Source organism: Halomonas sp. DP5N14-9, from assembly GCF_019802175.1.
Classification (GTDB): Bacteria; Pseudomonadota; Gammaproteobacteria; order Pseudomonadales; family Halomonadaceae; genus Halomonas; species Halomonas litopenaei.
In genome coordinates this window covers 469,136-491,805 of sequence record NZ_JAHVHR010000035.1, presented here as the reverse complement: position 1 = coordinate 491,805, position 22,670 = coordinate 469,136, and the positions used below count along the sequence as shown (strand labels likewise).

At 65.1% G+C, this 22,670-nt stretch carries 16 protein-coding genes and 1 pseudogene; 8 read left to right on the top strand and 9 right to left on the bottom strand.

Translation table 11 applies throughout. The features are described from left to right. The first annotated feature begins 130 nt into the window (after nucleotides 1-130). On the top strand, nucleotides 131-478 hold the full coding sequence (locus KUW00_RS21825) for a DOPA 4,5-dioxygenase family protein (protein WP_222570117.1): 348 nt from the start codon (nucleotides 131-133) through the stop codon (nucleotides 476-478). 3 nt (nucleotides 479-481) lie between these two features. Here the strand turns inward: KUW00_RS21825 and phnX are convergent, their stop codons facing one another. From phnX to KUW00_RS21810, 3 genes are all read right to left on the bottom strand, one after another. Next, nucleotides 482-1,315: a phosphonoacetaldehyde hydrolase gene (phnX, locus tag KUW00_RS21820; RefSeq protein ID WP_222570116.1), complete on the bottom strand. Its 834-nt coding sequence runs from the start codon at nucleotides 1,313-1,315 to the stop codon at nucleotides 482-484. Between the two features lie 148 nt (nucleotides 1,316-1,463). Further along, nucleotides 1,464-2,492 (bottom strand): alcohol dehydrogenase AdhP, encoded by a 1,029-nt coding sequence (adhP, locus tag KUW00_RS21815; RefSeq protein ID WP_108132457.1) that lies wholly within the window; start codon nucleotides 2,490-2,492, stop codon nucleotides 1,464-1,466. 189 nt (nucleotides 2,493-2,681) lie between these two features. Continuing rightward, a complete protein-coding gene (locus KUW00_RS21810; RefSeq protein WP_222570115.1) occupies nucleotides 2,682-4,202 on the bottom strand; it encodes an aldehyde dehydrogenase family protein in 1,521 nt (506 codons plus the stop codon). A 147-nt stretch (nucleotides 4,203-4,349) separates the two neighbouring features. On the opposite strand from KUW00_RS21810, the gene KUW00_RS21805 reads away from it, so the two are divergent. The 7 genes and pseudogenes from KUW00_RS21805 to KUW00_RS22500 all read left to right on the top strand — a co-directional run bounded on the left by KUW00_RS21805 (nucleotide 4,350) and on the right by KUW00_RS22500 (nucleotide 13,072). Then, nucleotides 4,350-5,036 carry a response regulator gene (locus tag KUW00_RS21805; RefSeq protein ID WP_213229172.1) on the top strand — a complete coding sequence of 229 codons (687 nt, stop codon included), beginning with the start codon at nucleotides 4,350-4,352 and terminating at the stop codon, nucleotides 5,034-5,036. Between the two features lie 362 nt (nucleotides 5,037-5,398). Next, nucleotides 5,399-10,285, top strand: coding sequence for an RHS repeat-associated core domain-containing protein (locus tag KUW00_RS21800; RefSeq protein WP_222570114.1), 4,887 nt, complete (start codon nucleotides 5,399-5,401; stop codon nucleotides 10,283-10,285). Between the two features lie 11 nt (nucleotides 10,286-10,296). Then, nucleotides 10,297-10,737, top strand: a complete 441-nt coding sequence (locus KUW00_RS21795; protein WP_222570113.1) for an SMI1/KNR4 family protein — start codon at nucleotides 10,297-10,299, stop codon at nucleotides 10,735-10,737. A 158-nt stretch (nucleotides 10,738-10,895) separates the two neighbouring features. After that, on the top strand, nucleotides 10,896-11,570 hold the full coding sequence (locus tag KUW00_RS22605) for an RHS repeat-associated core domain-containing protein (protein ID WP_222570112.1): 675 nt from the start codon (nucleotides 10,896-10,898) through the stop codon (nucleotides 11,568-11,570). 7 nt (nucleotides 11,571-11,577) lie between these two features. Then, nucleotides 11,578-11,964, top strand: coding sequence for a DUF2750 domain-containing protein (locus KUW00_RS21785; RefSeq protein WP_222570111.1), 387 nt, complete (start codon nucleotides 11,578-11,580; stop codon nucleotides 11,962-11,964). A gap of 474 nt (nucleotides 11,965-12,438) precedes the next feature. After that, nucleotides 12,439-12,681: pseudogene (locus KUW00_RS22505) on the top strand (RHS repeat-associated core domain-containing protein); the annotation flags it as partial. A gap of 214 nt (nucleotides 12,682-12,895) precedes the next feature. Next, nucleotides 12,896-13,072 carry a hypothetical protein gene (locus tag KUW00_RS22500; RefSeq protein WP_261392348.1) on the top strand — a complete coding sequence of 59 codons (177 nt, stop codon included), beginning with the start codon at nucleotides 12,896-12,898 and terminating at the stop codon, nucleotides 13,070-13,072. Nucleotides 13,073-13,107: 35 nt separating this feature from the next. Here KUW00_RS22500 and KUW00_RS21775 read toward each other — a convergent pair whose 3' ends face one another. From KUW00_RS21775 to ptsP, 6 genes are all read right to left on the bottom strand, one after another. Then, nucleotides 13,108-14,520: a hybrid sensor histidine kinase/response regulator gene (locus KUW00_RS21775; RefSeq protein WP_249742893.1), complete on the bottom strand. Its 1,413-nt coding sequence runs from the start codon at nucleotides 14,518-14,520 to the stop codon at nucleotides 13,108-13,110. Further along, on the bottom strand, nucleotides 14,504-15,709 hold the full coding sequence (nosP, locus tag KUW00_RS21770; RefSeq protein ID WP_213229170.1) for a nitric oxide-sensing protein NosP: 1,206 nt from the start codon (nucleotides 15,707-15,709) through the stop codon (nucleotides 14,504-14,506). The genes KUW00_RS21775 and nosP overlap by 17 nt, the downstream gene beginning before the upstream one ends. Nucleotides 15,710-15,806: 97 nt before the next feature. Further along, nucleotides 15,807-16,379, bottom strand: coding sequence for an antibiotic biosynthesis monooxygenase (locus KUW00_RS21765; protein WP_204248979.1), 573 nt, complete (start codon nucleotides 16,377-16,379; stop codon nucleotides 15,807-15,809). Between the two features lie 409 nt (nucleotides 16,380-16,788). Beyond that, a complete protein-coding gene (locus KUW00_RS21760; protein ID WP_213229168.1) occupies nucleotides 16,789-18,552 on the bottom strand; it encodes a PTS fructose-like transporter subunit IIB in 1,764 nt (587 codons plus the stop codon). Further along, nucleotides 18,549-19,550: a 1-phosphofructokinase family hexose kinase gene (locus KUW00_RS21755; protein ID WP_213229166.1), complete on the bottom strand. Its 1,002-nt coding sequence runs from the start codon at nucleotides 19,548-19,550 to the stop codon at nucleotides 18,549-18,551. Before KUW00_RS21755 ends, KUW00_RS21760 begins: the two co-directional genes overlap by 4 nt. Continuing rightward, on the bottom strand, nucleotides 19,547-22,435 hold the full coding sequence (gene ptsP / locus KUW00_RS21750) for a phosphoenolpyruvate--protein phosphotransferase (protein ID WP_222570110.1): 2,889 nt from the start codon (nucleotides 22,433-22,435) through the stop codon (nucleotides 19,547-19,549). The genes KUW00_RS21755 and ptsP overlap by 4 nt, the downstream gene beginning before the upstream one ends. Nucleotides 22,436-22,670: the final 235 nt, after the last annotated feature.

The window sequence follows — 22,670 nt, the reverse complement described above, 5'->3', positions numbered from 1 at the left end:
GCGGCGGCCCCAGGGCCGCCGCTTCAGTACGTAACGCTGGTGGGCAGGCGGGCGTGACACCGCGATTGCCGTGCATCGCCAGGGACGCGATCCTTGTCGACGTCATCAGCGAAGCGCCCAGGAGAGTCCCATGCCCGACGTCGACCAGATTCACTACTACCACGCCCACCTCTACTACGACGATGCCGAAGGGCTTGCCCAGGCCAGGACCCTGGCCGAGCAATGCCAGGCGCGCTTTGTAGTTCAGGTGGGACGTTTTCATCAACAACCGGTGGGGCCGCATCCGCGCTGGAGCTGCCAGCTATCCTTCGCGGCCGAGGCCTTCGGCGAGATCGTGCCCTGGCTCGCCATTCACCGGGGGGAGTTGGACATCTTCGTGCATCTGGGCACCGACGACGACCTCTTCGACCATACCCAGGGCGTCATCTGGCTGGGACGCAGCCACGCACTCGACCTGTCCGTTTTTTCCCCGAGCTGACCTTCACAAGGCCTGGGGTCGCTCGCCCCGGGCAAGCCGAGCCGCGATCTGATCCAGCACACCGTCAAGCTCGGCGACGCTTGCGATCAGGTAGTGGGGGCGACAGGCGCTCAGTCGCTCGGCTACGTGGCGCCGGCGCCGCTCGAGCGCATCCGGCGGGGTCGCTTGGTAACCCTCGAGATCCAGCCCCATGGCGTTACCGGTATCGGTCACCGCCACCGTCCACATGCCGGCGGCGCGCCCCTCCTCGATGCCGGGAGCGGTATCATCGACCTTGACGCAAGCCGCCACATCGCCGATACCGAGCGCCACCACATTGGCCAGCGCCTGGGCCGGCCCGGGTCGCCCGCGCACCACCTCGTCACCGGCGACGGCGTGGTCCACCTCGAGCCCCGCCTGGCGCGCCGCACGGCGCACCGGCGCCAGCACCTCGGCGGGATAGCCGGAGCAGGAACCGATCTTGAGTCCTCTGCCCCGCAGCCCCGCGAGACATTCCCGCGCGCCAGGAATCGGCGCGGAATGCTCGGCCACCTTGGCCACCTGCAACGGCATGAACCGCCGATAGAGCACGTCGACGTCCTCGTCGCTCGGCGAGTGCCCGCAGGCCCGGCGAAAACGCTCGGCGATGTCGGGCAGATCGCACAGGGCGCGGATATGGTCCCACTTGCTCATGCCCATGGGGCCGCGGGCTTCGTCGAGGCTAACGGCCACACCGATCTCGGCGAACACCTCGACAAACACCTGGGTCGGGGCGAAGGAGCCAAAGTCGACCAGGGTCCCGGCCCAGTCGAAGATGACTGCCTCCAGGGCCAGAGGGGCGTGATGGTCGGTACTCATGCGGTCGGCTCCTTGCGGGTTCGAGATACCATGGATGGTGCCGCGACACCAGCGTAGGCAAGGATGACAAGGACATCACATGCATATGACAGGGCGGCGACACCTGGTGTCGCCGCCCTGCTGTATCGGTCGCCGCTGCTCAGTCAACCTAGCCCTGCATATCGAGCACGACTCGGCCCTCGATCTTGCCATCGATCATGCGGCCGAAGATGTCGTTGATATTGGCCAGACGGTCGGTGGAGACGGTGGCCTTGACCTTGCCTTCACCGGCAAAGTCCAGCGCCTCCTGAAGGTCCTGGCGGGTACCGACGATGGAGCCACGCACGGTGATGCCGTTGAGCACGGTATCGAAGATCGGAAGCGGAAAGTCGCCCGGCGGCAGGCCGTTCAAGGCGATGGTGCCACCACGCCGGACCATGCCCTGGGCCTGTTCGAAGGCCTTCGGCGAGACCGCCGTGACCAGGGCCCCATGGGCGCCGCCGATGTCCCGCTTGATCGCCGCCACCGGGTCCTCCTTCAAGGCGTTGACGGTGACCGTGGCGCCGAGCCGTCGTGCCAGCTCCAGCTTGTCGTCGGCCACGTCCACCGCCGCCACGTTCAGGCCCATGGCCACGGCGTACTGCACCGCCATATGGCCAAGACCACCGATGCCAGAGATCACCACCCACTGCCCCGGGCGGGTATCGGTCATCTTCAGGCCCTTGTAGACGGTGACGCCGGCGCAAAGTACCGGGGCGATCTCGACGAAGCCGACGTTGCTCGGCAGATGGCCGACGAAGCCGGCGTCGGCGATGGCGTACTCGGCGAAGCCGCCGTTGACCGAGTAGCCGGTGTTCTGCTGGGACTCGCACAGGGTCTCCCAGCCACCCAGGCAGTGCTCGCAGTGGCCGCAGGCGCTGTACAGCCAGGGAATCCCCACCCGATCGCCTTCCTTGACGTGGCTGACGCCTTCACCCACCGCGGCGATCTCGCCGACGCCTTCATGGCCGGGAATAAACGGCGGATTGGGCTTGACCGGCCAGTCGCCGTGGGCGGCATGCAGGTCGGTATGGCAGACCCCGGAGGCGGCGATCTTGACCAGAACCTCGCCCCTGGCGGGACGCGGCACCTCGACCTCCTCGAGGGTCAAGGGCTGACCGAACTGACGAACGACGGCGGCTTCCATGGTGCTTTGCATTGTTGTGCTCCTTGCCCTGATCCGGGCAAAAAGGGTCTCTATCCGCCCGCTATCAAGGAAGGACGGTACAGAGGAGAAAGGTGTCCGGGGACACCCGGTGAACGGTAGCGGCGCTGAGAGTCAAACGGCGTCAGGCCGCTGGGGTGAAGCTTCCCGGGCCCGGTGGTACCGGGCCCGGATCGACTCCCGTTAGAAGAAACCGAGGGGATTGGTGTCGTAGCTCACCAGCAGGTTCTTGGTCTGCTGGTAATGCTCGAGTGCCATCTTGTGGGTCTCGCGACCGACGCCGGACTTCTTGTAGCCACCGAAGGCGGCGTGGGCGGGATACTGGTGGTAGCAGTTGGTCCATACGCGACCGGCCTGGATGCCACGCCCCATGCGGAAGGCCACGTTGATGTCACGACTCCAGACGCCGGCGCCAAGGCCGAATTCGGTGTCGTTGGCAATCGCCAGGGCTTCTTCCTCATCCTTGAAGGTGGTCACCGCCACCACCGGGCCGAAGATCTCTTCCTGGAAGACGCGCATCTTGTTGTTGCCCTTGAGCAGCGTCGGTTCGATGTAGTAGCCGGTGTCCAGATCGGCATTGAGCTTGGCCTGGTTGCCACCGGTCAGAAACTCGGCGCCTTCCTCCCGGGCCACGTCCATGTAGGACATGATCTTGTCGAACTGCTCCTTTGAGGCCTGGGCGCCGACCTGAACCTCGGTGTCCAGCGGGTTGCCACGCTTGATGGTGGTGACCCGCTCCATCACCTTGGCCATGAACGGCTCGTAGATGCTCTCCTGGATCAGCGCCCGCGACGGGCAGGTGCACACCTCGCCCTGGTTGAAGAAGGCCAGCACCAGCCCCTCGGCGGCCTTGTCGATGAACTCCGGCTCGGCGTTCATGATGTCGGCGAAGTAGATGTTGGGCGACTTGCCGCCAAGCTCCACGGTAGAAGGAATGATGTTGTCGGCAGCGCACTTGAGGATGTGCGAGCCCACCGGGGTGGAACCGGTAAAGGCGATCTTGGCGATGCGCTTGCTGGTGGCCAGGGCCTCCCCCGCCTCGGCGCCGAAGCCGTTGACCACGTTGACCACGCCGGGAGGTAGCAGGTCACCGATCAGCTCCATCAGCTTGAGGATCGAGGCCGGGGTCTGCTCGGCGGGCTTGAGCACCACGCAGTTGCCGGCGGCCAGCGCCGGGGCGAGCTTCCAGGTGGCCATCAGCAGCGGAAAGTTCCAGGGGATGATCTGGCCGACCACGCCCAGTGGCTCGTGGAAGTGATAGGCCACGGTGTTGGCGTCGATATCGGCGGCGGTGCCTTCCTGAGCACGAATGCAGCCGGCGAAGTAGCGGAAGTGGTCCACCGCCAGCGGAATGTCGGCGTTCAGGGTTTCACGCACCGCCTTGCCGTTGTCCCAGCACTCGGCCACCGCCAGCGCCTCTAGGTTGGCCTCGATGCGCTCGGCGATCTTCAACAGGATATTGCTGCGCTCGCCGGCGGACGTGCGCCCCCAGGCCGGCGCTGCCCCATGGGCGGCGTCCAGGGCCTTGTCGATATCCTCGGCGCTGGAGCGGGGGATCTGGCAGAACACCTGGCCGTTGACCGGGCTTACGTTGTCGAAGTACTGGCCCTTGACCGGGGCGACGAACTCGCCGCCGATATAGTTGCCGTAGCGCTCGTCGAAGCTGACCACGGCGTCGGGTTGTCCGGGGTTGGCGTAGATCATGGCGTGTCTCCTTGGAAAGGATGTTGTAGTTGTCTGCCACTCCAGTCTTGGTCAGGAACCTGGCTTGCGACATACTGCCCTGGCAGGAGAGCGCCTCCTCCTTCGGTAGGAGACCGACCAAGGACACAGACAACCGGGACGCCAGACATGCACAGCCTGATGGTGGCTGACGATCACCCGCTCTTTCGCGACGCCATTGCCGCGGTCATTCAATCGGGCCTGCCCGGCACCGAGCTGCGCGAGGCGGACTGTTTCGCCGCGTTGACCAGCGCCCTCGACGCCGACGACGACGTCGACCTGGTTCTGCTGGACTTGAATCTGCCCGACGCCTCGGCCCTGGACGGACTGCGCGAACTGCGCCGGGCCTTTCCGGCGGTGCCGGTGGCGGTGCTGTCGGCCGAAAGCGAGCGCGCCACGGTGCTAGGCGCCCTGGATCTGGGCGCCATCGGGTACCTGCCGAAGTCCACGCCACGCCCGGACCTGCTGGCGGCGATCAAGCAGATCCTGGACGGCCAGATCTATCTGCCCGCCGAGATCATGCGCCGCCCGGCCGAGGCCTCGAGTGCGCCGCCTGCGACACAGGGGGTGACGGGTCCAGCCGATGCAGGCGCGCTCGAGCAGTTGACGGTCAAGCAGCTCGAGGTGCTGTCCCTGCTGATTCGCGGCGCCTCCAACAAGGTCATCGCCCGCAAGCTCGATATCGCCGAGACCACGGTCAAGACCCACGTCTCGGCGATCCTCAAGAAGCTTGGCGTCGGCAGCCGTGTTCAGGCGATCCTGGCAGCCGACGAGTCCACCCTGCTGGCCTGCCTGGCCAGGCGGCGGGTGCGCTGAGTGACCAGGGTGAGCCCACAGATCGCTTGACCTGAATCCACTCCCCGCCTGCCCCGCCCTACGACGCGCAGTTCCGCAACGCCGGTAGCCGACCGCACCGGATGCCCCCGCGATCTCACGCTATTCGGGCACATCCTGGACGACATGGATGTTTCTGGCGTAAGCCCTTTCTGAAAGCACCTTCTTCCTGCTGTCCCGGCCTCGCCTCGCCAGTAGGATCCTCCAGAGTCGGACCACGGCGTCGTTCAGGGAGGATCCACCGTGCCATCTACCCTCGTTCCTTCATCCCCATCTCATGAGCTGCCATCGGTATCTGGCGACCAGCAAAACGTAACCGGAGGGCACTGAGGATGGATGACGGCATGACCCCCGGGCATCGGCCCTTTCCCACCGAGGCCATCGCAGACACCGGCCAGCGCCCGGCCGTGCCGACCGAATTCACCGCCGATGAGCACGGGGGCGGCCTTATCCCCCTGAGGGAACACCTCAACCATCGCCGGGTGATCACCGCCGAGCCCTACAGCGAAGGCGAGACCCCGGAAGCCGTGATGATGATGGACGTGGAGGAGGGATCCGTCACGGTACTCGATGTGATCGTCCAGGCCGCCTACATGTTGCCGGTGGTCGGTAACGTCATGGCCATCGGCGACGTCGCCCGCGACGTGGTTGACCTCGATGGCAACGACGCAGACGGCACGCCGAACTACCAGAACGTCTGGCTCTGGGCGGTGCTGGTGATCGACGCCATCGGTCTGGTGCCCGCCTTTGGCAACGCCTCCCGCCCTATCCGCGTGGGTACCCGCGAAGGCATACAGGCGTTTGCCCGCGGTGAAGGCGTCGACATCGCCGCTCAGATTCTGGTCAACATGGCCGGCGGTGCGGCGATGGATTTTCTGGCAGAACTCGAATCCAAGCTCGAGGAACAGAAACCGAAGCTGTTGCGCGAAATTGACACCATCGTCGGCAAACTCGCCGAGTTCATCAACAACCCAGTCGATGCCGCCACACAGCTCAAACTGATCGACGAGAACCCCGAGTGGTGGAACCTTCTCGAGAAAGGCAAGCGTGTCGTATTCATTGCCTTTGACCGCCTGCTCGAGGCCTTTGGTGACGACCGTCAGCGCCTCATCGCCTTCCTCGGCCAGCTCGGCGGGATGGCCAGGTCCATGGTCAACGCCGGGTTCGAGCGCCTGTTGCCGATGATACGCGACCTGGCCCAGGCGACTCGCCGCCGGTCGTCGCAACGTGGGGACGTCAATCACCAGGGCACCGCCGTCACCGGGCAACGTACGGTCCACTACCTGTCGGCAGACAATCGCCAGACCACCCGCCACGAAGCCGAGCCAAGCGCCACTCCGGCCGGCTGCGTGTGCTCGCTGCATCGCCCCACCCCCACCAGTCCCAACCCTGTGGACTATGTGATGGGTGACGAGAACCTGTGGCACACCGACTTCAGCGTACCGGGGCTGATCGACGTCGAATGGACCCGCTACTACCGCTCCAGCATCGACGAACTCGATGACAGCGAGCTGGGCGCCCGCTGGAGCAGCCCGTTCCATACCCGCTTCGAGGCCCTGGGCGAGCAGTTGACCTTTATCGACAGCCTGAACCGCGCCCTGCCCATCGAGCCCATCGAGGTGGGCGGCAGCCGCTTCCTGCCGCGTGAAAGCGTGACCCTTGAACACCCCGACAGCGAGCACTACCGGCTTCACTACCTCGACGGCAGTCAGGAGCTCTACCGCCGCATCGGCAAGTCCGGGCGGGGCGAGCGCGTCCACTTCCGCCTGGTCGAGCAGCGCGAGCGCGACGGCCGCGCCCTGCACCTGAGCTATCGCCAGGGCCGACTGGACCGGCTGACCGACGGCGCCGCCCTGCTGCTGCGCTTTCACTACAGCAGCGCGGGACTGCTGGCCAAGGTGGTGCGCCACTATCCCGGGGCGGGCGTCGGCAAGGACGTCACCAAACACAATGACGAAGCCGCCGAGGCGCACGAGCCCGAGGTGCTGGTCCGCTACCAGCACAGCGCCGACGGTGATCTGATCGAAAGTCGTGATATGCGCGGCTACACCCGCGAGTACCAGTACCAGCACCATCTGGTCACCCGCTATACCCACCGCAGTGGCCTGGCGGTGGAGCTCGAGTGGGACTGGCCGGGCAAGGCCGAGGGCGCCCTGCCCGCCGCTCACGACGCGCGCTGCGTACGCAACCGCCTGGAAGACGGCAGCGAGGACACCCGCTTCGAGTACCATCGCGGCCTGTGGTACACCCGCGTCACCGACGCCGACGGCGTGGTGACCTTCTACCGCTACAACGATCACAACCAGATCGAGTCGATCACTCACCCCTTCCACCCGGCGCTGGGCAGCGAGCACTGGCGCTGGGACGAGCACGGCCGGCTGATCCGCCATATCGACGGCGAGGGACGCACCACCCACTATCGCTATGACGACCAGGGTCGGCTGATCGAGACGGTCGACCCCCAGGGCCTGAGCACCCGCATCGACTACGACGACAAGGGCCTGCCGGTGCGCGTCACCGAACCTGACGGGCGCGAACACTCGCTGCGCTTCGATGAACGCGGCCTGCCGCTGCAAGAGATCGCCCCGAGCGGGCGTGTCACCACCTTCCGTCACAACGCACGCGGCCTGCCCACGGCGATGACCGACGCCGCCGGCAACACCTACCAGTACCGCTGGAACGACCAGGGTCGGCTGACCAGTGCCAGCGACTGTTCACGCAAGACCACCCAGTTTCGCTACGACCACCGCGGCTGGCTGATCGAGCGCCGTGACGCCGCCGGGCATCGCACCCATTACACCCGTGACGCCACCGGCCTGCTGTTGAGCGTCGAGCACCCCGACGGCGCCATCGAGCACTTCTCCCACGACGGCGAAGGCCGGCTTACCCAGTATCTCGATCCCACCGGGCAGCGCACCCGCTATCGCTACAATGGCAAGGGCCAGCCGATCGAGCGCCGCGACCCCATGGGCCAGCGTTTCGCCTACCACTACGACCGCCTGCTGCGGCTCTCGGCACTGACCAACCAGAACGGCGACCGCTGGCAGTTCCGCTATGACGGCGGTGGACGACTGATCGAGGACACCGGCTTCGACGGGCGCACCCGCCACTACCGCTACGACGATGGCGGTGCCCTGATCGAGCGTCGCGAAGGCGAGCTGATCACCACCTTCACCCGCGACGCCATGGGCCGGGTGCTGGAGCGCGAGAGCCAGCGACCGGGCCAGCCCGCGCTGACCACCCGCTACGGCTACGACCCGCTGGGACGCCTGACCCGCGCGGCCAGCCGCCACAGCGAGACGCGCTTTCACTTCGACACCGCCGACAACCTGATCGCCGAGGTGCAGCGTCATCAGCTGCCCAACGGCGGTGACTACTCCAGCGTCACCCGCCACACCCACGACGCCCTGGGCAACCGCGAGACCACCACCCTGCCCGACGGCCAGACCCTGGCCTGGCTGCGCTATGGCTCAGGCCATGTCCACGCCATGACCCTGGACCAGCGCGAGCTGATGGCCTTCGAGCGCGACGACCTGCATCGCGAGGTGCGCCGTCACCAGGGCAGCCGCGAGGTCGAATCACGCTTCGACCCGCTGGGACGCCTGATCGAGCAGCACATCCGCACCCTCGAAGCATCCGTCGAGGACCACCCCCGACACCCCACCGTCAGGCGCCAGTGGCACTACAGCGCCAACGGCCTGCTCAGCCAGGTGGACGACAACCTGCGTGGCACCACCCGCTACGGCTACGACCCGCTGGCCCGGCTGCGCCAGGCAAGCGCGCCAGGGCTTGAGGAAGTGTTCGCCTTCGACCCGGCCGGCAATCTGGTCGATCCCGCGCCGCCAGAACGAACCAGCGAAAACGGCAGCCGCACCCCGCCCTCCGACGCCACCCGCTGGCGACGCGAGCGCCCCCGCGATCACCTCGACCACGGAACCGAGGAACGCATTCGCCTCGATTACCCAGGCGCACCAGCCAGCCTGTCGCCGGCCATGGGCAACCTGCTCAAGCGCTACGCCGGCACCCACTACCACTACGACGCCAGCGGCAACCTGACCCGACGCATCGCCCCCAGCGGCGAGACCTGGCACTACCAGTACGACCCCGAACACCGGCTGATCGAGGCCTGCCACTACCCCCATGCACCCGCCGCGGGCGATGACACGGTGCCGCGCATGCGTGCCCGCTACGCCTACGACGGCCTCGGCCGACGGGTATGGAAAGAGGTGAACCACCAGGGCCAGCCCAGTGAGCTGACGGTGTTCAACTGGGACGGTGACCTGCTGCAAAGCGAAGAGCGCTTTGTCGGCGGCCTGCCGCCGCTGTTTCGCCCCGAACGACTGGAACTGGCCCGCGAGAACCCCGAGCGGCCTCACTCGCTACCTATCGCCCAGCGCTGCCATCGGCTCGAGTACCCCGGCCTCACTCCCGAACGGCGGGTGATCTACCTGTTCGAACCCGACAGCTTCGTGCCCGCCGCCAAGCTCGAAAACCGCTTCGAGGCCGTCCACACCCGCAGCGGCACCGGAGCGGTGCTCTACACCGAATACCAGTCAACCGAACCGACGCTCTACAGCATCCACACCGACCACCTCGGCACCCCGATGGAACTGGCCGGGCAGGATGGGCAACTCGCCTGGGTCGGCCACTACCGCGCCTGGGGCAGGCTCACCCAGGCCAGTGACGGCCACGGCAATCCCAGCACCACCGACAACTCCCTGCGCTTCCAGGGCCAGTACCTGGATGAAGAAACCGGGCTGCACTACAACCGCCATCGGTACTATGATCCAGAGACGGGACGCTTCACCACCCAGGACCCCATCGGCCTGGCCGGCGGCGAAAATCTGTACATGTACGCCCCCAATCCGACAGGATGGGTGGATCCGCTGGGGTTATGTAATTGCCCACGAACAGCCTCTGGCTATGGGCCAAATGACCCAGCAGCCCGAATTGAAGGTGAATGGTCAGAAAATGACATGAAGGCAGGACTTTTAGGCCATCCCCCTCGTGGGTTGGGTAGACCAGATCTTCATCATGCTGATCAAATGCCAGGCTCAGGAATACATGAAATACTGCCGGAAAGACACAGAGGAAATAGAGCCCTCCATCCAAATATATATAATCAAGGAGTCACGCCGGAGATGAGGGCAGCAGACAGAAAACTTCACTGGTGGTATCGAGCTCGAGAGGAAGGAGCAGATGAAGTGCTACCTAACTGGATATATGATTGAGCGAGTCAAACATGGATATATTTGAATTTAAGGAACTAGTTAACAAAGTTCGCTTATCAAATCCCATATGGTTCGGCCTCCCAGCCGACAATATTGCCGATGATCTTAGCATAAGTAATGCAGAAACGAGCCTTGGGGTTAAACTACCAATTGAGTACATAGAATTTGTGAAGGAGTTTGGCGGTGGTTTTTTCGCACTCGGAACCGTATATTCCTTAGATGAGGAAAGCGACATAAACATCGTCAATGAAAACAAAAAATACAACAATATACGTGAATCACATATTATTTTTTCCGATAATGGCGCAGGGGACCTCTACGGGTTCAAAGAAAAAAATTCCACATGCGATGGGAAAGTCTACGAATATGATCACGAGAAGAACGAGTGGAGCAAGTCCCCATCGTACGAAGATATCTACGAGTACTTGAAATTTACTGCACTGCAGAATTGAGCACTCAAGCTCTAGGGGCTGAAAACTTACCTCCGAATCAGAGTTTGGAAGGCTAACCCCCTCAGGCTACCTACTGAATCGCGGCTACACCCGCGACTTTTCATACCTCCGGTACATACCGCTTCGAGGCCGTCCACACTCGCAGCGGCACCGGGGCGATGCTCTACACCGAACACCAGCCAACCGAGCCGACGCTCTACAGCATCCATACCGACCACCTCGGCACCCCGATGGAGCTGGCAGAATGCGACGGCAAGCTCGCCTGGGTCGGCCACTACCGCGCCTGGGGCAAGCTCACCAAGGCCAGTGACGGCCGCGGCAACCCCAGCACCACCGACAACCCCCTGCGCTTCCAGGGTCAGTACCTGGATGAAGAAACCGGGCTGCACTACAACCGCCATCGGTACTATGATCCAGAGACGGGACGCTTCACCACCCAGGACCCCATCGGCCTGGCCGGCGGCGAAAACCTGTACATGTACGCCCCCAACCCGACAGGATGGGTGGATCCGCTGGGGTTGGCCTCCGGAAGGTCAGGAAAGCAAGCTAGATTGCGAGCTATCGGCTTGGACCAAAAGCAACCCTCGCATATTCGTGGTTGGATACAACAAGAACAAAATGCCATTGAAAATGGGGCAAGGAGAAATATTCGAAATCCTCCAGGGTATCAACTTGCCCACAGAAGGGGGTATGAATCTCACAAAGGTTTTGGCTACGAATATGCTGAGCCACAGCATACTGACTTACACAAGTTGCAACACCGGTACGACGATAGAGGAAGAGCAAACAGGCGATATGCATGTGGTCGTTGCTTCTTGATTGAAGAAGAATGAGGTGATTATGAATCAGCCATCAAAAGAAATTACATTCTTGGCAAAAAAACCGTCAACTGACCGGTACATCTACACATTAAAAAAAATTGCTGACTTTGAGGAAGCTTGGGGATTGTACGATAAAGGATGGGCATTAACAGGAAGCGAATGTGATGATTTTTTTCCAATATGGCCATCCAAAGAATCCGCTTCAATTTGCGCCACAGATTCTTGGGGTGAATATTCCCCCAACCCAATACCTGTGGACCAGCTTTTAAACAACTTACTCCCTATGCTTATAGAGGATAACGTAAAAATTGCTATTTTTATGGTTCCAGGTTCGTCAGAAACAGCAACGAAAAAAGCTCAAGAATTTAAAGACGACTTAGAAAACGAGCTAGAGAAATACGAATAAAAATAAATCTTTAATTACCAAATCAAGAATCAAAAAAATTAGGTGTGTGGAGAGGAAGGGGAGCCCCAATTCTGTTCATTTATTGACTATTGATCGTTGGTTGTGGAATTCAACCCTGAAGCGAAGGTGGCCATGAGCGCTATTGCCATAACATCGAGCCTGGTCGGTTGCTGCGCGTCCACTTCCACCTGACCTGACCGGCGGGAGCAAGATTTTCACGGCTACACCCGCGTCTCTTCATACCCCCGGTGCCAGCACCATCTGGTCACCCACTACGCCCACCGCAGTGGCCTTGCGGTGGAGCTCGAGTGGAACTGGCCGGGCAAGGCCGAGGGCGCCCTGCCCGCCGCCAAGCTCGAAAACCGCTTCGAGGCCGTCCACACCCGCAGCGGCACCGGCGCGGTGCTCTACACCGAACACCAGCCAACCGAACCGACGCTCTACAGCATCCACACCGACCACCTCGGCACCCCGATGGAGTTGGCAGAATGCGGCGGCAAGTCCAGCGGAAAGCTCGCCTGGGTCGGCCACTACCGCGCCTGGGGCAAGCTCACCCAGGCCAGTGACGGCCACGGCAATCCCAGCACCACCGACAACCCCCTGCGCTTCCAGGGCCAGTACCTGGATGAAGAAACCGGGCTGCACTACAACCGCCATCGGTACTATGATCCAGAGACGGGACGCTTCACCACCCAGGACCCGATAGGCCTGGCCGGCGGCGAAAACCTGTACATGTACGCCCCCAATCCGACAGGATGGTTGGATCCGCTGGGGTTGAGTAACAAATGTTGCAACTGTCTTTATCGCGGGGTAAGCGCATCACATCCAGCGTTAGATGAGGCAAAGAAAGGCATCGTAAGACCGGCCAACCCTAATGCAACTCTCTCTCCTGAAGAACACGCTCGGGGAGGAGTGATCTTGCCCACCAACAGTGGACACCTGCTTCGACGGGCGCACCCGCCACTACCGCTACGACGATGGCGGCGCCCTGATCGAGCGTCGCGAAGGCGAGCTGGTCACCACCTTCACCCATGATGCCATGGGCTGGAGCGCGAGAGCCAGAGACAGGTCCTGCCCACCCTGCCTGGCCAGGCGGCGGGTGCGCTAGAAGGCAGAACATCTCGCTGACCGGCGCAAGCCTGCTCAACCGGCGTCGAGCAGGTGCATCAGGGCCTGACGCAGGCGCAGAGGCTTCAGCGGCTTCAGCAGACAGGGGAAGCCAAGCTCACGACAACGCCGCTTGATCTCGGCGTCGTGGTTGGCGGTGATCAGTATCGGGGCCAGGTCTACATGAGAGCCGGCCAGGCGCTGCGCCAGCGCCAGGCCATCTTCTTCGTCGCTGGACAGGTGGTAGTCGATCATCACCACCGTTGGCGACGGCCTATCCATGCCCTGTGTCTCGTGGCCCTCGGCCAGGCTCTGTTCCAGTTCAACCACTCGCGACGCCAGGCGCGCCCGACATCCCCAGCCACCCAGCAGCGCGCTCATGCCCTCGAGGATGGCGGGATCGTTGTCCAGCACCCATACCTCGGTACTCTGCAGTTTACGCGTGCCGGCCTGCTGCAGGGTCGAGGCCGACGGGGCCACCGCTCGCGCCGGGCGAGCGCAGGGCACGCTTACCGAGAACTGGGCGCCCTGGCCGGGTCGGCTATTGAGGGTAATGGGATGATCAAGCAGCCGGGCGATGCGATCGACGATGGCAAGCCCCAGCCCCAGCCCGCGCTCCTGCCCCGGGGCTGCGGCGTTGCCGCGGCGAAACTCCAGAAATATCTCGTCGCGCCGAGCCTCGTCGATGCCCGGACCGGTATCCCCCACCAGGATCTCGAGCCAGTACTGCTGGCCTACCCGACGTCTGCGACAGCCGAGCAGCACCCGCCCCGACTCGGTGTAGCGCACGGCGTTGGACATCAGGTTGCGAATCACCCGGGCCAGCAGCGCCAGGTCGGACTCGACCCAGGCGGAACTCGGCACATAGCGAAACGCCAGCCCGCGGGCGCCGGCCATCTGACGAAATTCCTCGGCGAGCGCATCCAGCAACTGCGAGACGGCGAAGGGGGCCACGTCCGGGGTCAGCACTCCGGCATCCAGTCGCGAGATGTCGACCAGGGTCCCCAGCAGCAATTCCACGTCGCTGAGCGAGCGATCGATACGCTGCACAAGACGACCGGATTCTTCCGGCAACTTTCGCTCTTCCAGGGCGCTGGCAAACAGCCGCGCGGCGTTGAGCGGCTGCAGCAGGTCGTGGCTAACCGCCGCCAGGAAGCGGGTCTTGGAGGCATTGGCGGCCTCGGCGTCGCGCCGGGCTTCCTCCAGCCGGGCGTTGGTTTCGGCCAGTTCATCCAGGGTTCGGTGCAGGGTCTCGGTACGCTCGCGCACCTGCTCGGCGAGCAGCACTGCGTGCTCGAAGGCACCATAAGGTGCCCCGCCCGCCCCGGCGGACTCGACCCGCTCGATCAGCGCCTGGCAGATCCGGCGTAACCGATGGTTTTCCTCCAGCAGTTCCTGTTCCAGTGCACTGCTGGCGCGATCCTGCCTTGGCTCACCGACCAGATCCAATCGCCACCCCCGTGAAGGTCTGGTTGATATGCATGCCGTGGTGCTGCTCGCCGTAGGTGTTGAAGCCCACCACCGAGGCCCTGGAAAGTCGCTCGGAGGCGTCGCCGATCTGCGCGAGCGCCTCGAACTCCAGCCGTCTGAGAAAGCAGTCACAGCCGATGATCAACTGCGGTTTCCCCAGCCGGCGCTGAAGGCCCCCCAGGGTATCGTCGAGGGCCTCGAGAATCGGCGTGCCGGCCATGGCGGTCAGCACGATGCCGGTCTCCACCGCGCAGTAGAAGCTGAGGCTACCGTCGGCGTTGGCACGCTGGATCGAGCGGACGTAATAGGCGTCGCCCAGCTTGACCGCCAACGGGTGGCGGGCAAACACGCCCTCATCGAGCTCGCTTGGCAAGACCCCGACCAGCCGGGCGTACTCGTCCACCGCGGGCAGGGCATTGAGCTCCAGCACACGCCGGCCCGCAGGGTCGGCGCGGGTGACCACCAGCTTGTCACGGCGTGCCGCCAGGTGATGGGTCGAGAACACCTCGAAGGGATGGTGGGTGGTGATCAGCACCACCACCGCCGCCGCGCTGTGAAAGCGCCCACCGGCAAACACGTGGGTATGCGCCAATCGGTTGTCGTCCCCGGCCGAGCCACCGAAGCTCGGGATACCTCCCAGGGCGGCGTCCAGCGTGGTCAGCACCTGCTCTTCGCTGGCCGACAGCCCATCGAGCAGGGTCAGCGCGAAGGCCTCGCCATCCAGATGCCCCCTGGCGGTGGCAAGAAGCGACTCCACCCGACGCTGGGCGTCGATCAGGGAGACGCTCTCGAGGTCCTCGAGCAGGGTGGTGGCCACGCCAAAATGACGGCGATCGAACCCGATGGCGACGATGGACCCGCGCTCGTACCCCAGCGGGGTGATCTCACCCGCCGTGGTGCAACCCGCCAGCGGCAGCCCACCGAAGGTCGACTCCAGGGCCTGGGCCAGGGGGTCCAGCGCGTATTCGGCGCTGACGAAGAACAGCACGAAACCCAGGTCGGGATGATAGAGCTCGTGATGCAGCTCACACGCCGCCTGTTCAGCCTTGGGGTGGCGGCTGGCCGCCACCTTGAGTCCCAGCGACGCAAGCTCTTGTTGTTCTGGTGTAGGGCGCTCCCGCGCGGTGATGTCGCCTTCCACGCGGGGCGCCGTGCTCGCACTGCCCATGGGCTGTCCTCAAGATCCGCGGCAACGCCGCATGACCTGAGTGTAGGCGCGAGCAGTGGCCAGACTCAATGCGAGCCGGGAGGGCCGCCTGTCAGCCTCAGCTGCGGCGCAGACGCAGGCTCAGGCGAGCGCCACGTCCGGGCGGCGCCTGAAGCCAGGGCGCCAGCAGGCGGGTAGACAGGGGGATGAAAAGGAACACCATCACCGGGGTCAGCATCAGGGTGCTGGCGAGTACCCGAGGAACCAGCGGCAAGGTCGCCAGGGTATCGCCCAGCAGCCACTGGAACATCAGCGACACCGGGAAGAACGCCAGCCAGATGGCGATCGCCTGCTTCCAGCGCGGCGGCACCCTGGGGCCGGGGCTGGTGAACCAGCTGTCGAGTCCCAGGGCACGCCGCTCCTGGGGGGCCTCGAACAGGCCGGCACCACGCTCGAGCCAGGCACGGCGCGAGGCGGAATGCTCCCAGCGTGCGAGGGTATCGGTGTCCTGAAAGCGAAAGATGATCTGATACTCGTCGTCGCCGGGGGGCGGCGCCAGGATGCCGGAGCCGAGATAGCCGGGAAAGTCCGCCGCCAGCTCGCGGCCTTCATCGAGCCACAGGGTGAAGTCGCGGTAGCGTCCACGCGCCACGCGGCGGGCCACCATGAGAGTCACGGGTTCGCTTGACATGGGATCTCCTCATCAATCGGACGTACCGCCTCGTGCCAGCTCGCGCCGACTTTCGCCGGCCTTCACAAGAAAACGGTCGTCCTTGTCAGGCCCCGGGTGGGGGCCGCCTGGGCCCGGTAAGGCCCTGTCCCGGCTGAGGTGGGGTCGCCACCTGCTCCGGGTCCTGCCTAGCATGAGGCAAGAAGCGCGCCATTATGCCATGCGCTCGGAATTTTTCCGTCTTTTTACTGATAATCCAGCAAAATACCAGTCGATCATTTCGTTAAAGGGTCAAGAACAAAAAAAATGGCCCGACCTGTCAGGCCGAGCCATTGAGCAATACCCTTCATCGTGCACCAGTGAGAGGCACCCAGGGCGCCACCTGCACCTTGCTGGCCGTCAACCGCCGGTGAGTGCCGAGCCCCCCATATCAGGCCCCCTCGCCCACCGGCATGGAGGCCGTCTCGCCGCGCTTGATGGCGGCGTAGCCGAGCCCGGTCACCAGCGAGCCCACGACGATCGCCAGCAGGTACCACAACACTGGAGTAATCGCATTTGGAATCAACAGCACGAATACACCGCCATGGGGGGCCATCAGCTTGGCGCCCACCAGCATCGAGATGGCACCGGTGATGGCGCCGCCCAGCATGCTGATGGGAATCACCCGCAGCGGGTCCTTGGCGGCGAAGGGAATCGCGCCCTCGCTGATGAAGCACAGCCCCAGCACGAAGGAGGCCTTGCCGGCCTCGCGCTCGGGGTCGGCAAACTTGCGCCCGGCGACGAAGGTGGCGATGCCCATGCCGATCGCCGGCACCATGCCGGCGGCCATGATCGCCGCCATGGGGGCGTAGGTCTCGGAGGCGAGCAGGCCCACCCCGAAAGTGTAGGCCGCCTTGTTGACCGGTCCCCCCAGGTCGAAGCACATCATCGCGCCGAGCAGAATCCCCAGCAGCACCGCATTGGTGGAGCCCATGCTCTCGAGGAAGGCGGTCAGTGCCTCGAGCACTCCGGCCACCGGCTCACCGACCACATAGATCATCACCAGACCGGTGACCAGACTCGCGACCAGCGGGATGATCAGGATCGGCTTGAGTGACTCGACGCTGGAAGGCAGCTTGACGTAGCGGGTCACCGCCTTGGCCACGTAGCCGGCCAGAAAGCCCGCCAGGATACCGCCGATAAAGCCGGCACCGATGTTCGACGCCAGCATGCCACCTATCATGCCCGGGGCGATGCCGGGGCGATCGGCGATGGAATAGGCGATGTAGCCGGCCAGCACCGGCACCATCAGGGCGAAGGCGGTGCCCCCACCGATCTCCATCAAGGCGGCAGGCAGGGTGCCCTCCTCCTTGAAGGCCTCGATGCCGAAGACGAAGGACAGCGCGATCAAGAGGCCCCCGGCTACCACCATGGGCAGCATGAAGGACACTCCGGTCAGCAGGTGCTTGTAGACGCCCTTCTCCTTGAAGCTCTTGGCGGACTCGGCCCTGGCACCGCCATCCGCGCTTTCCACCTGGGCCTCGACCAGCGCTGCCTCGATGGTCTGGCGCGACTTCTTCAGGGCGTTGCCGGTGGACGTGCGGTAGATCCGCTTGCCGGCAAAGCGGGTGGGATCGACCTCGATATCGCAGGCCAGGATGACCAGATCCGCCTGGGCGATCTCGTCGTCGGTCAACTGATCCTGAGCGCCCACCGAGCCCTGGGTCTCGACGCGTACCTGATGGCCGAGCCCACGCCCTGCCTCGGCCAGTGCCTCGGCGGCCATGAAGGTGTGGGCGACCCCGGTGGGACAGGCGGTCACCGCGACGATGCGCGCCTCGTCGCTGACGTCTGCAGCCACGGGGCCATTCCCTGAAGCGCTGGCCGCCTCATCGTTGAGGGGGGTAAACACCTGGGCGTCGCGGGCCGCCCGCTCGAGAAAGTCCGACGGGTCGCTCAGGGCATCTTCCAGGCTGCCACGATACAGGCGCTTGCCGCTGAAGCGGTGGGCCCCGGCGATGGGTTCGCCCACCGCGATCACCAGCTCGGCCGCGGCCAGCGTCTGGTGGGACAGGGTCTCGACCGGTGCCAGGCTCGAGTGCACCTCGGTGGAGAGCTGCCAGCCCTTGGCCCCGGCGGCAGGGGTCAGGCGCTGGGCGGCCAGGTAGCTCGTGACGCTGCCGCCGGGGCAGGTCGTCAACAGGATCACGTTCATGCAAGTACTCCCCGGGCTTCGACGTCATTGAGGCGCCGCACCCTGGTGTCGGAAAGAAGGTCGGAGAAATCGGAGGCGTCGGCCCGGCCCACGCCGGTGTGGCGCACCGCCTCGGCGGACAGCGCCGTGGCAAACCTCAGCGCCTGTTCCACAGGCGCCTCGCACAGCACGCCGTGCAGCATGGCGGCAAATAGGGTATCGCCGGCACATACGGTATTGGCTACCCTGACTGCAGGAGGCAGCGACTGCCACAGGCCATGCGGACCCAGCCAGGTCACACCGTCGGCACCGGCGGAAATCAGCACGTCGCCGACGCCGGCGGCGTAAAGCTCAAGGGCTGCACGCTGAACGTCGACGTCTGTTGCAATGTCACGATCCGCCCAGTCGGCCAGCTCTTCCAGGTTGGGCTTCACCGCGTCGGCCCCCGCCTTGACCGCTGCCTTGAGCGCCTCGCCGCTGGTGTCCACCCACACGGGTACGCCGGTGGCCTTGATCCGCGTGATCAGTTCGGCCAGCGCCGAAGCGCCGACTCCCGGTGGCTGACTGCCGCCGATCATTACCGCGGCGGGGCGCAGCGCAGGCGTCGTCAGACGCGCTTCGATGGTGGCGATCAGGCGCTGCCAGGCGTCGGCATCGACGCTGAGTCCCGGCGCATTGATATCGCTGACGCGACCGTCGGCCTCGCTCAGCTTGGTGTTGATGCGGGTGGCGCCGGGCAATCGCACAAAGGCGTCCTCGACCCCCATCTCGGCGAAGGCATCGATGAAGGGCGAGTCGTTGTCACTGCCCAGAAAGCCTGTGACACAGACCGGGTGGCCCAGGGCGGCGAGCACCCGCGCCATGTTGACGCCCTTGCCGGCGGCGGTCAGCTCGACTGACTCGGCGCGGTGCAGCGCACCTGGCGTCAGCCGGTCCACGGCGACAGACAGGTCCAGCGCCGGGTTGGCCGAAACGGTCAGCACCGGTGGCTTGACGGCATTGCCGGATATCTCGCTCATTGGCTCGCCTCCAGCTCTCTGCGCACGTCCCGGGCGGTGGGAGCGGCCAACGCCAGGGCGGCGAGTTCCCGGGCCCGGGTGGTGGAGACCGACGCCAGGCGTGCCTTGACCATGGGCACCTGACGCGCGCTCACCGACAGCTCGTCGATGCCGAGGCCAACCAGCACAGGGATCGCCTGGCGGTCGCTGGCCAGCTCACCGCACACGCCGACCCACTTGCCATGGGCATGGGCCGCCTGGACGGTCATCTGGATCAGCCGCAGCACCGCCGGGTGCAGGCCGTCGGACTCCCCGGAAAGCTCAGGATGACCACGGTCGATGGCCAGGGTGTACTGGGTCAGGTCGTTGGTGCCGATGGAGAAGAAGTCGACCTCGGGCGCCAGGCTCGGCGCCAGCAGCGCGCAGGACGGCACCTCGATCATCACGCCCAGCTGCAGGCGGTCGCCGTCTCGGCTGACGCCGAGTTCGCGCAGCACCTCATCGAAGATCGCACGGGCGGCGCGGAACTCATCCAGGTCCTTGACCATGGGCAGCATGATGCGCAGCGGCCGGCCGTCGGCGGCCTTCACCAGGGCGCTGAACTGATCGCGCAGCACCTGGGGACGCCTGAGGGCCAGACGAATGCCACGCAGGCCGAGGAAGGGGTTGTCTTCCTGGGGCAGTGGCCAGTAGGCCAGCGGCTTGTCGCCGCCCACGTCCAGGGTCCGCGCCACCAGCGGGCGGCCGTCCAGGGCATCCAGGGCTTCGCGATATTCGCGCTCCTGGGTCTCCACGTCCGGCAGCGAGGCGTGGGCCATGAACAAAAACTCGGTACGCAACAGCCCCACCCCCTCGGCGCCGCGCGATACGGCGTCGCGGGCGTGGGCGGTATTGCCCAGGTTGGCGACCACCTCCACGCGGGTACCATCCTCGGTCCGGGCGTCCTCGAAGCGAGCGTCCCAGGCACGTGCCTTGAGCGCCTCCAGCGCTTCCATGCGCGCCTCGAAGCGCTCGCGACGCGCTTGCGAGGGTGCCGGCACGACCCAGCCTTCATCGCCGTCGAGCAGCATCTCAGTGCCATTTTTGAGCGCCAGCACGCCGGCACCGGCACCGACTACCGCCGGTATCCCTAGTGCCCGGGCGAGTATCGCGCTGTGGGCGGTGGCGCCGCCCCGGGCGGTGAGGATGCCGCGAACCCGCTCGGTGTCCAGGCGGGCGACATCGGACGGACCGATATCGTCGGTCACCAGCAGGTAAGGCACGGCCGGCGGCTCGGGCAGCTCGACGTCGCACAGGATACCCAGCACACGACGGCCGACGTCACGCAGATCCGCGGCTCGTTCGGCCAGCAGGCGATCGGCCAGCTGTTCCTGGGCGCGGGCGGCGACGTCGATTGCCTGCCACCAGGCGGCCTCGGCGGAAAGCCCTTCGTCGATGCCCTCTCGCGCGGCCTGAGCCAGTTCCGGGTCTTCGAGCATTTCCTCATGCATCGACAGAATGGCGGCGACCTCGCCTCCGGCGGTCCGGGCAATCAGGGCCTTGAGCTGCTCGCCGCCCTGGGCGATGGCCCGCTCGAGGCGCTGTCGCTCCAAGACGGGGTCCGCCTCCTCGCGGGGATAGTTGAAGTCCGGGGTCTTGATCACGAAAAGCGGCGCCACCGCGAGTCCCGGCGATGCGGCCACCGCTTCCAGCGGCTGGTCGGCGGGCGGCATGCTTGCCGCCACCGGCTCCGCGACCGCCTGCTCGGCTTCGCCTTGCGACACAGCCGAAGACGCCAGTGGCGTCACCTGCTCCCCCAGACCATCGTTGATCGCCTCGACCAGCGATGTCAGCGCCTGTTCGGCACCCTCGCCTCGCGCCGACAGGATCAGCTCCTGCCCTCGTCTGGCACCAAGACCGATCACCTTGGTCAGCGACGCCGCCGACACCGGGCGTCCGCTGCCCTCGGCCAGGCGCACCTGCACGGCGACCCCGCTTTCGCGTGCCTTCTGGACCAGCACCTTGGCCGGACGCGCGTGAAGCCCATGGGCGTTGAGCAGGCGTACGCGACGACTCTGCGCCGAGCCACCTTCGCCAGCCAGCAGCGCCAGCCAGTCGTCAGCGTCCCGCTCGCGCAGATGGGCGGCGTCGGACTCATCCAGTGACGCCACCAGCGACACGATGGCGTCGGCCAGCGGGCGTCCAGCCTCGCCATGGGAGGCCAGGCACAACACCGCTTCGACGTCGCTACCCTGATGCTGGACGGGCTTGGCCGGCGTCACCACGGCGAGTGCCGGCGTGGACACGCCGGCTTCGCTGGACGCAAGCCACAGCCCCCGTCCCAGGTGCGTCGGCATGGTGGTGACCATCTCGGCAAGATAGGCGGTATCGACCAATGCCAGCTGGCGCAGCCGCTGAGCCCCGGCCAGCGCCAGATCGAGCAGGTCGTCGGCGCGATGGCCCAGCACCAGGGTGTCCTGGTCCAGTCGCGGGCGAACCACCGGCCGAGCCAGCAGCTCGGTGATCTCCTCGGCGCTGCTCGCCTGGGCCAGGCGTTCGGAGACACCGTCCCGGTCGAGCACGTGGGTCAGGCTTCTGAGGATATCCAGGTGCTCGTCACTCTGGGCGGCGATGGTCACCAATACATGAACGAGGTTGCCGTCGTGCCAGCGCACGCCCTCGGGGAACTGCAGCACCCGCACCCCGGTGCGACGCACCGCGCCTCGACTCTCGGGGGTGCCGTGGGGGATGGCGATGCCATTGCCAAGCCAGGTAGAGGACTGGGACTCCCGATCGACCAGGCCCTGGCGGTAGCCGTCATCGACCAGGCTGGCCGCCTTCAGGGTGTCAAAGGCGGCGTCGAGGGCGTGGCGCCAGCTCTCGGCACGACAATCCAGCAGGATGTCGTCGGCGTTCAGCGTCAGCATGAAGGGCTCTCCTGGGTGAGGTGCAGCGTTTCCTCACCGGTATCGGTTGAACGGTGTCGGCGAGGAGGTCCAGCGCCCCGGCACTGCCGGGATGCAACAGATACAGCGCACGCCGGATGCTGGGATCACCTGGCTTCGGCAAATGCAAAATGCTCGAAAGCTGAATCGTGTCACCTCACCATGCCACAATGCTGGTACGATTCAGCGCACATGGCAAGTCGCAAAAGCTACGACT

What these genes read in the sequence shown, in the direction of transcription:
- KUW00_RS21825 (WP_222570117.1), top strand. Translation starts at nt 131, where the DNA reads ATGCCCGACGTCGACCAGATTCACTACTACCACGCCCACCTCTACTAC.
- phnX (WP_222570116.1), bottom strand. Translation starts at nt 1,315, where the DNA reads ATGAGTACCGACCATCACGCCCCTCTGGCCCTGGAGGCAGTCATCTTC.
- adhP (WP_108132457.1), bottom strand. Translation starts at nt 2,492, where the DNA reads ATGCAAAGCACCATGGAAGCCGCCGTCGTTCGTCAGTTCGGTCAGCCC.
- KUW00_RS21810 (WP_222570115.1), bottom strand. Translation starts at nt 4,202, where the DNA reads ATGATCTACGCCAACCCCGGACAACCCGACGCCGTGGTCAGCTTCGAC.
- KUW00_RS21805 (WP_213229172.1), top strand. Translation starts at nt 4,350, where the DNA reads ATGCACAGCCTGATGGTGGCTGACGATCACCCGCTCTTTCGCGACGCC.
- KUW00_RS21800 (WP_222570114.1), top strand. Translation starts at nt 5,399, where the DNA reads ATGACCCCCGGGCATCGGCCCTTTCCCACCGAGGCCATCGCAGACACC.
- KUW00_RS21795 (WP_222570113.1), top strand. Translation starts at nt 10,297, where the DNA reads ATGGATATATTTGAATTTAAGGAACTAGTTAACAAAGTTCGCTTATCA.
- KUW00_RS22605 (WP_222570112.1), top strand. Translation starts at nt 10,896, where the DNA reads ATGCTCTACACCGAACACCAGCCAACCGAGCCGACGCTCTACAGCATC.
- KUW00_RS21785 (WP_222570111.1), top strand. Translation starts at nt 11,578, where the DNA reads ATGAATCAGCCATCAAAAGAAATTACATTCTTGGCAAAAAAACCGTCA.
- nosP (WP_213229170.1), bottom strand. Translation starts at nt 15,709, where the DNA reads ATGGGCAGTGCGAGCACGGCGCCCCGCGTGGAAGGCGACATCACCGCG.
- KUW00_RS21765 (WP_204248979.1), bottom strand. Translation starts at nt 16,379, where the DNA reads ATGTCAAGCGAACCCGTGACTCTCATGGTGGCCCGCCGCGTGGCGCGT.
- KUW00_RS21760 (WP_213229168.1), bottom strand. Translation starts at nt 18,552, where the DNA reads ATGAACGTGATCCTGTTGACGACCTGCCCCGGCGGCAGCGTCACGAGC.
- KUW00_RS21755 (WP_213229166.1), bottom strand. Translation starts at nt 19,550, where the DNA reads ATGAGCGAGATATCCGGCAATGCCGTCAAGCCACCGGTGCTGACCGTT.
- ptsP (WP_222570110.1), bottom strand. Translation starts at nt 22,435, where the DNA reads ATGCTGACGCTGAACGCCGACGACATCCTGCTGGATTGTCGTGCCGAG.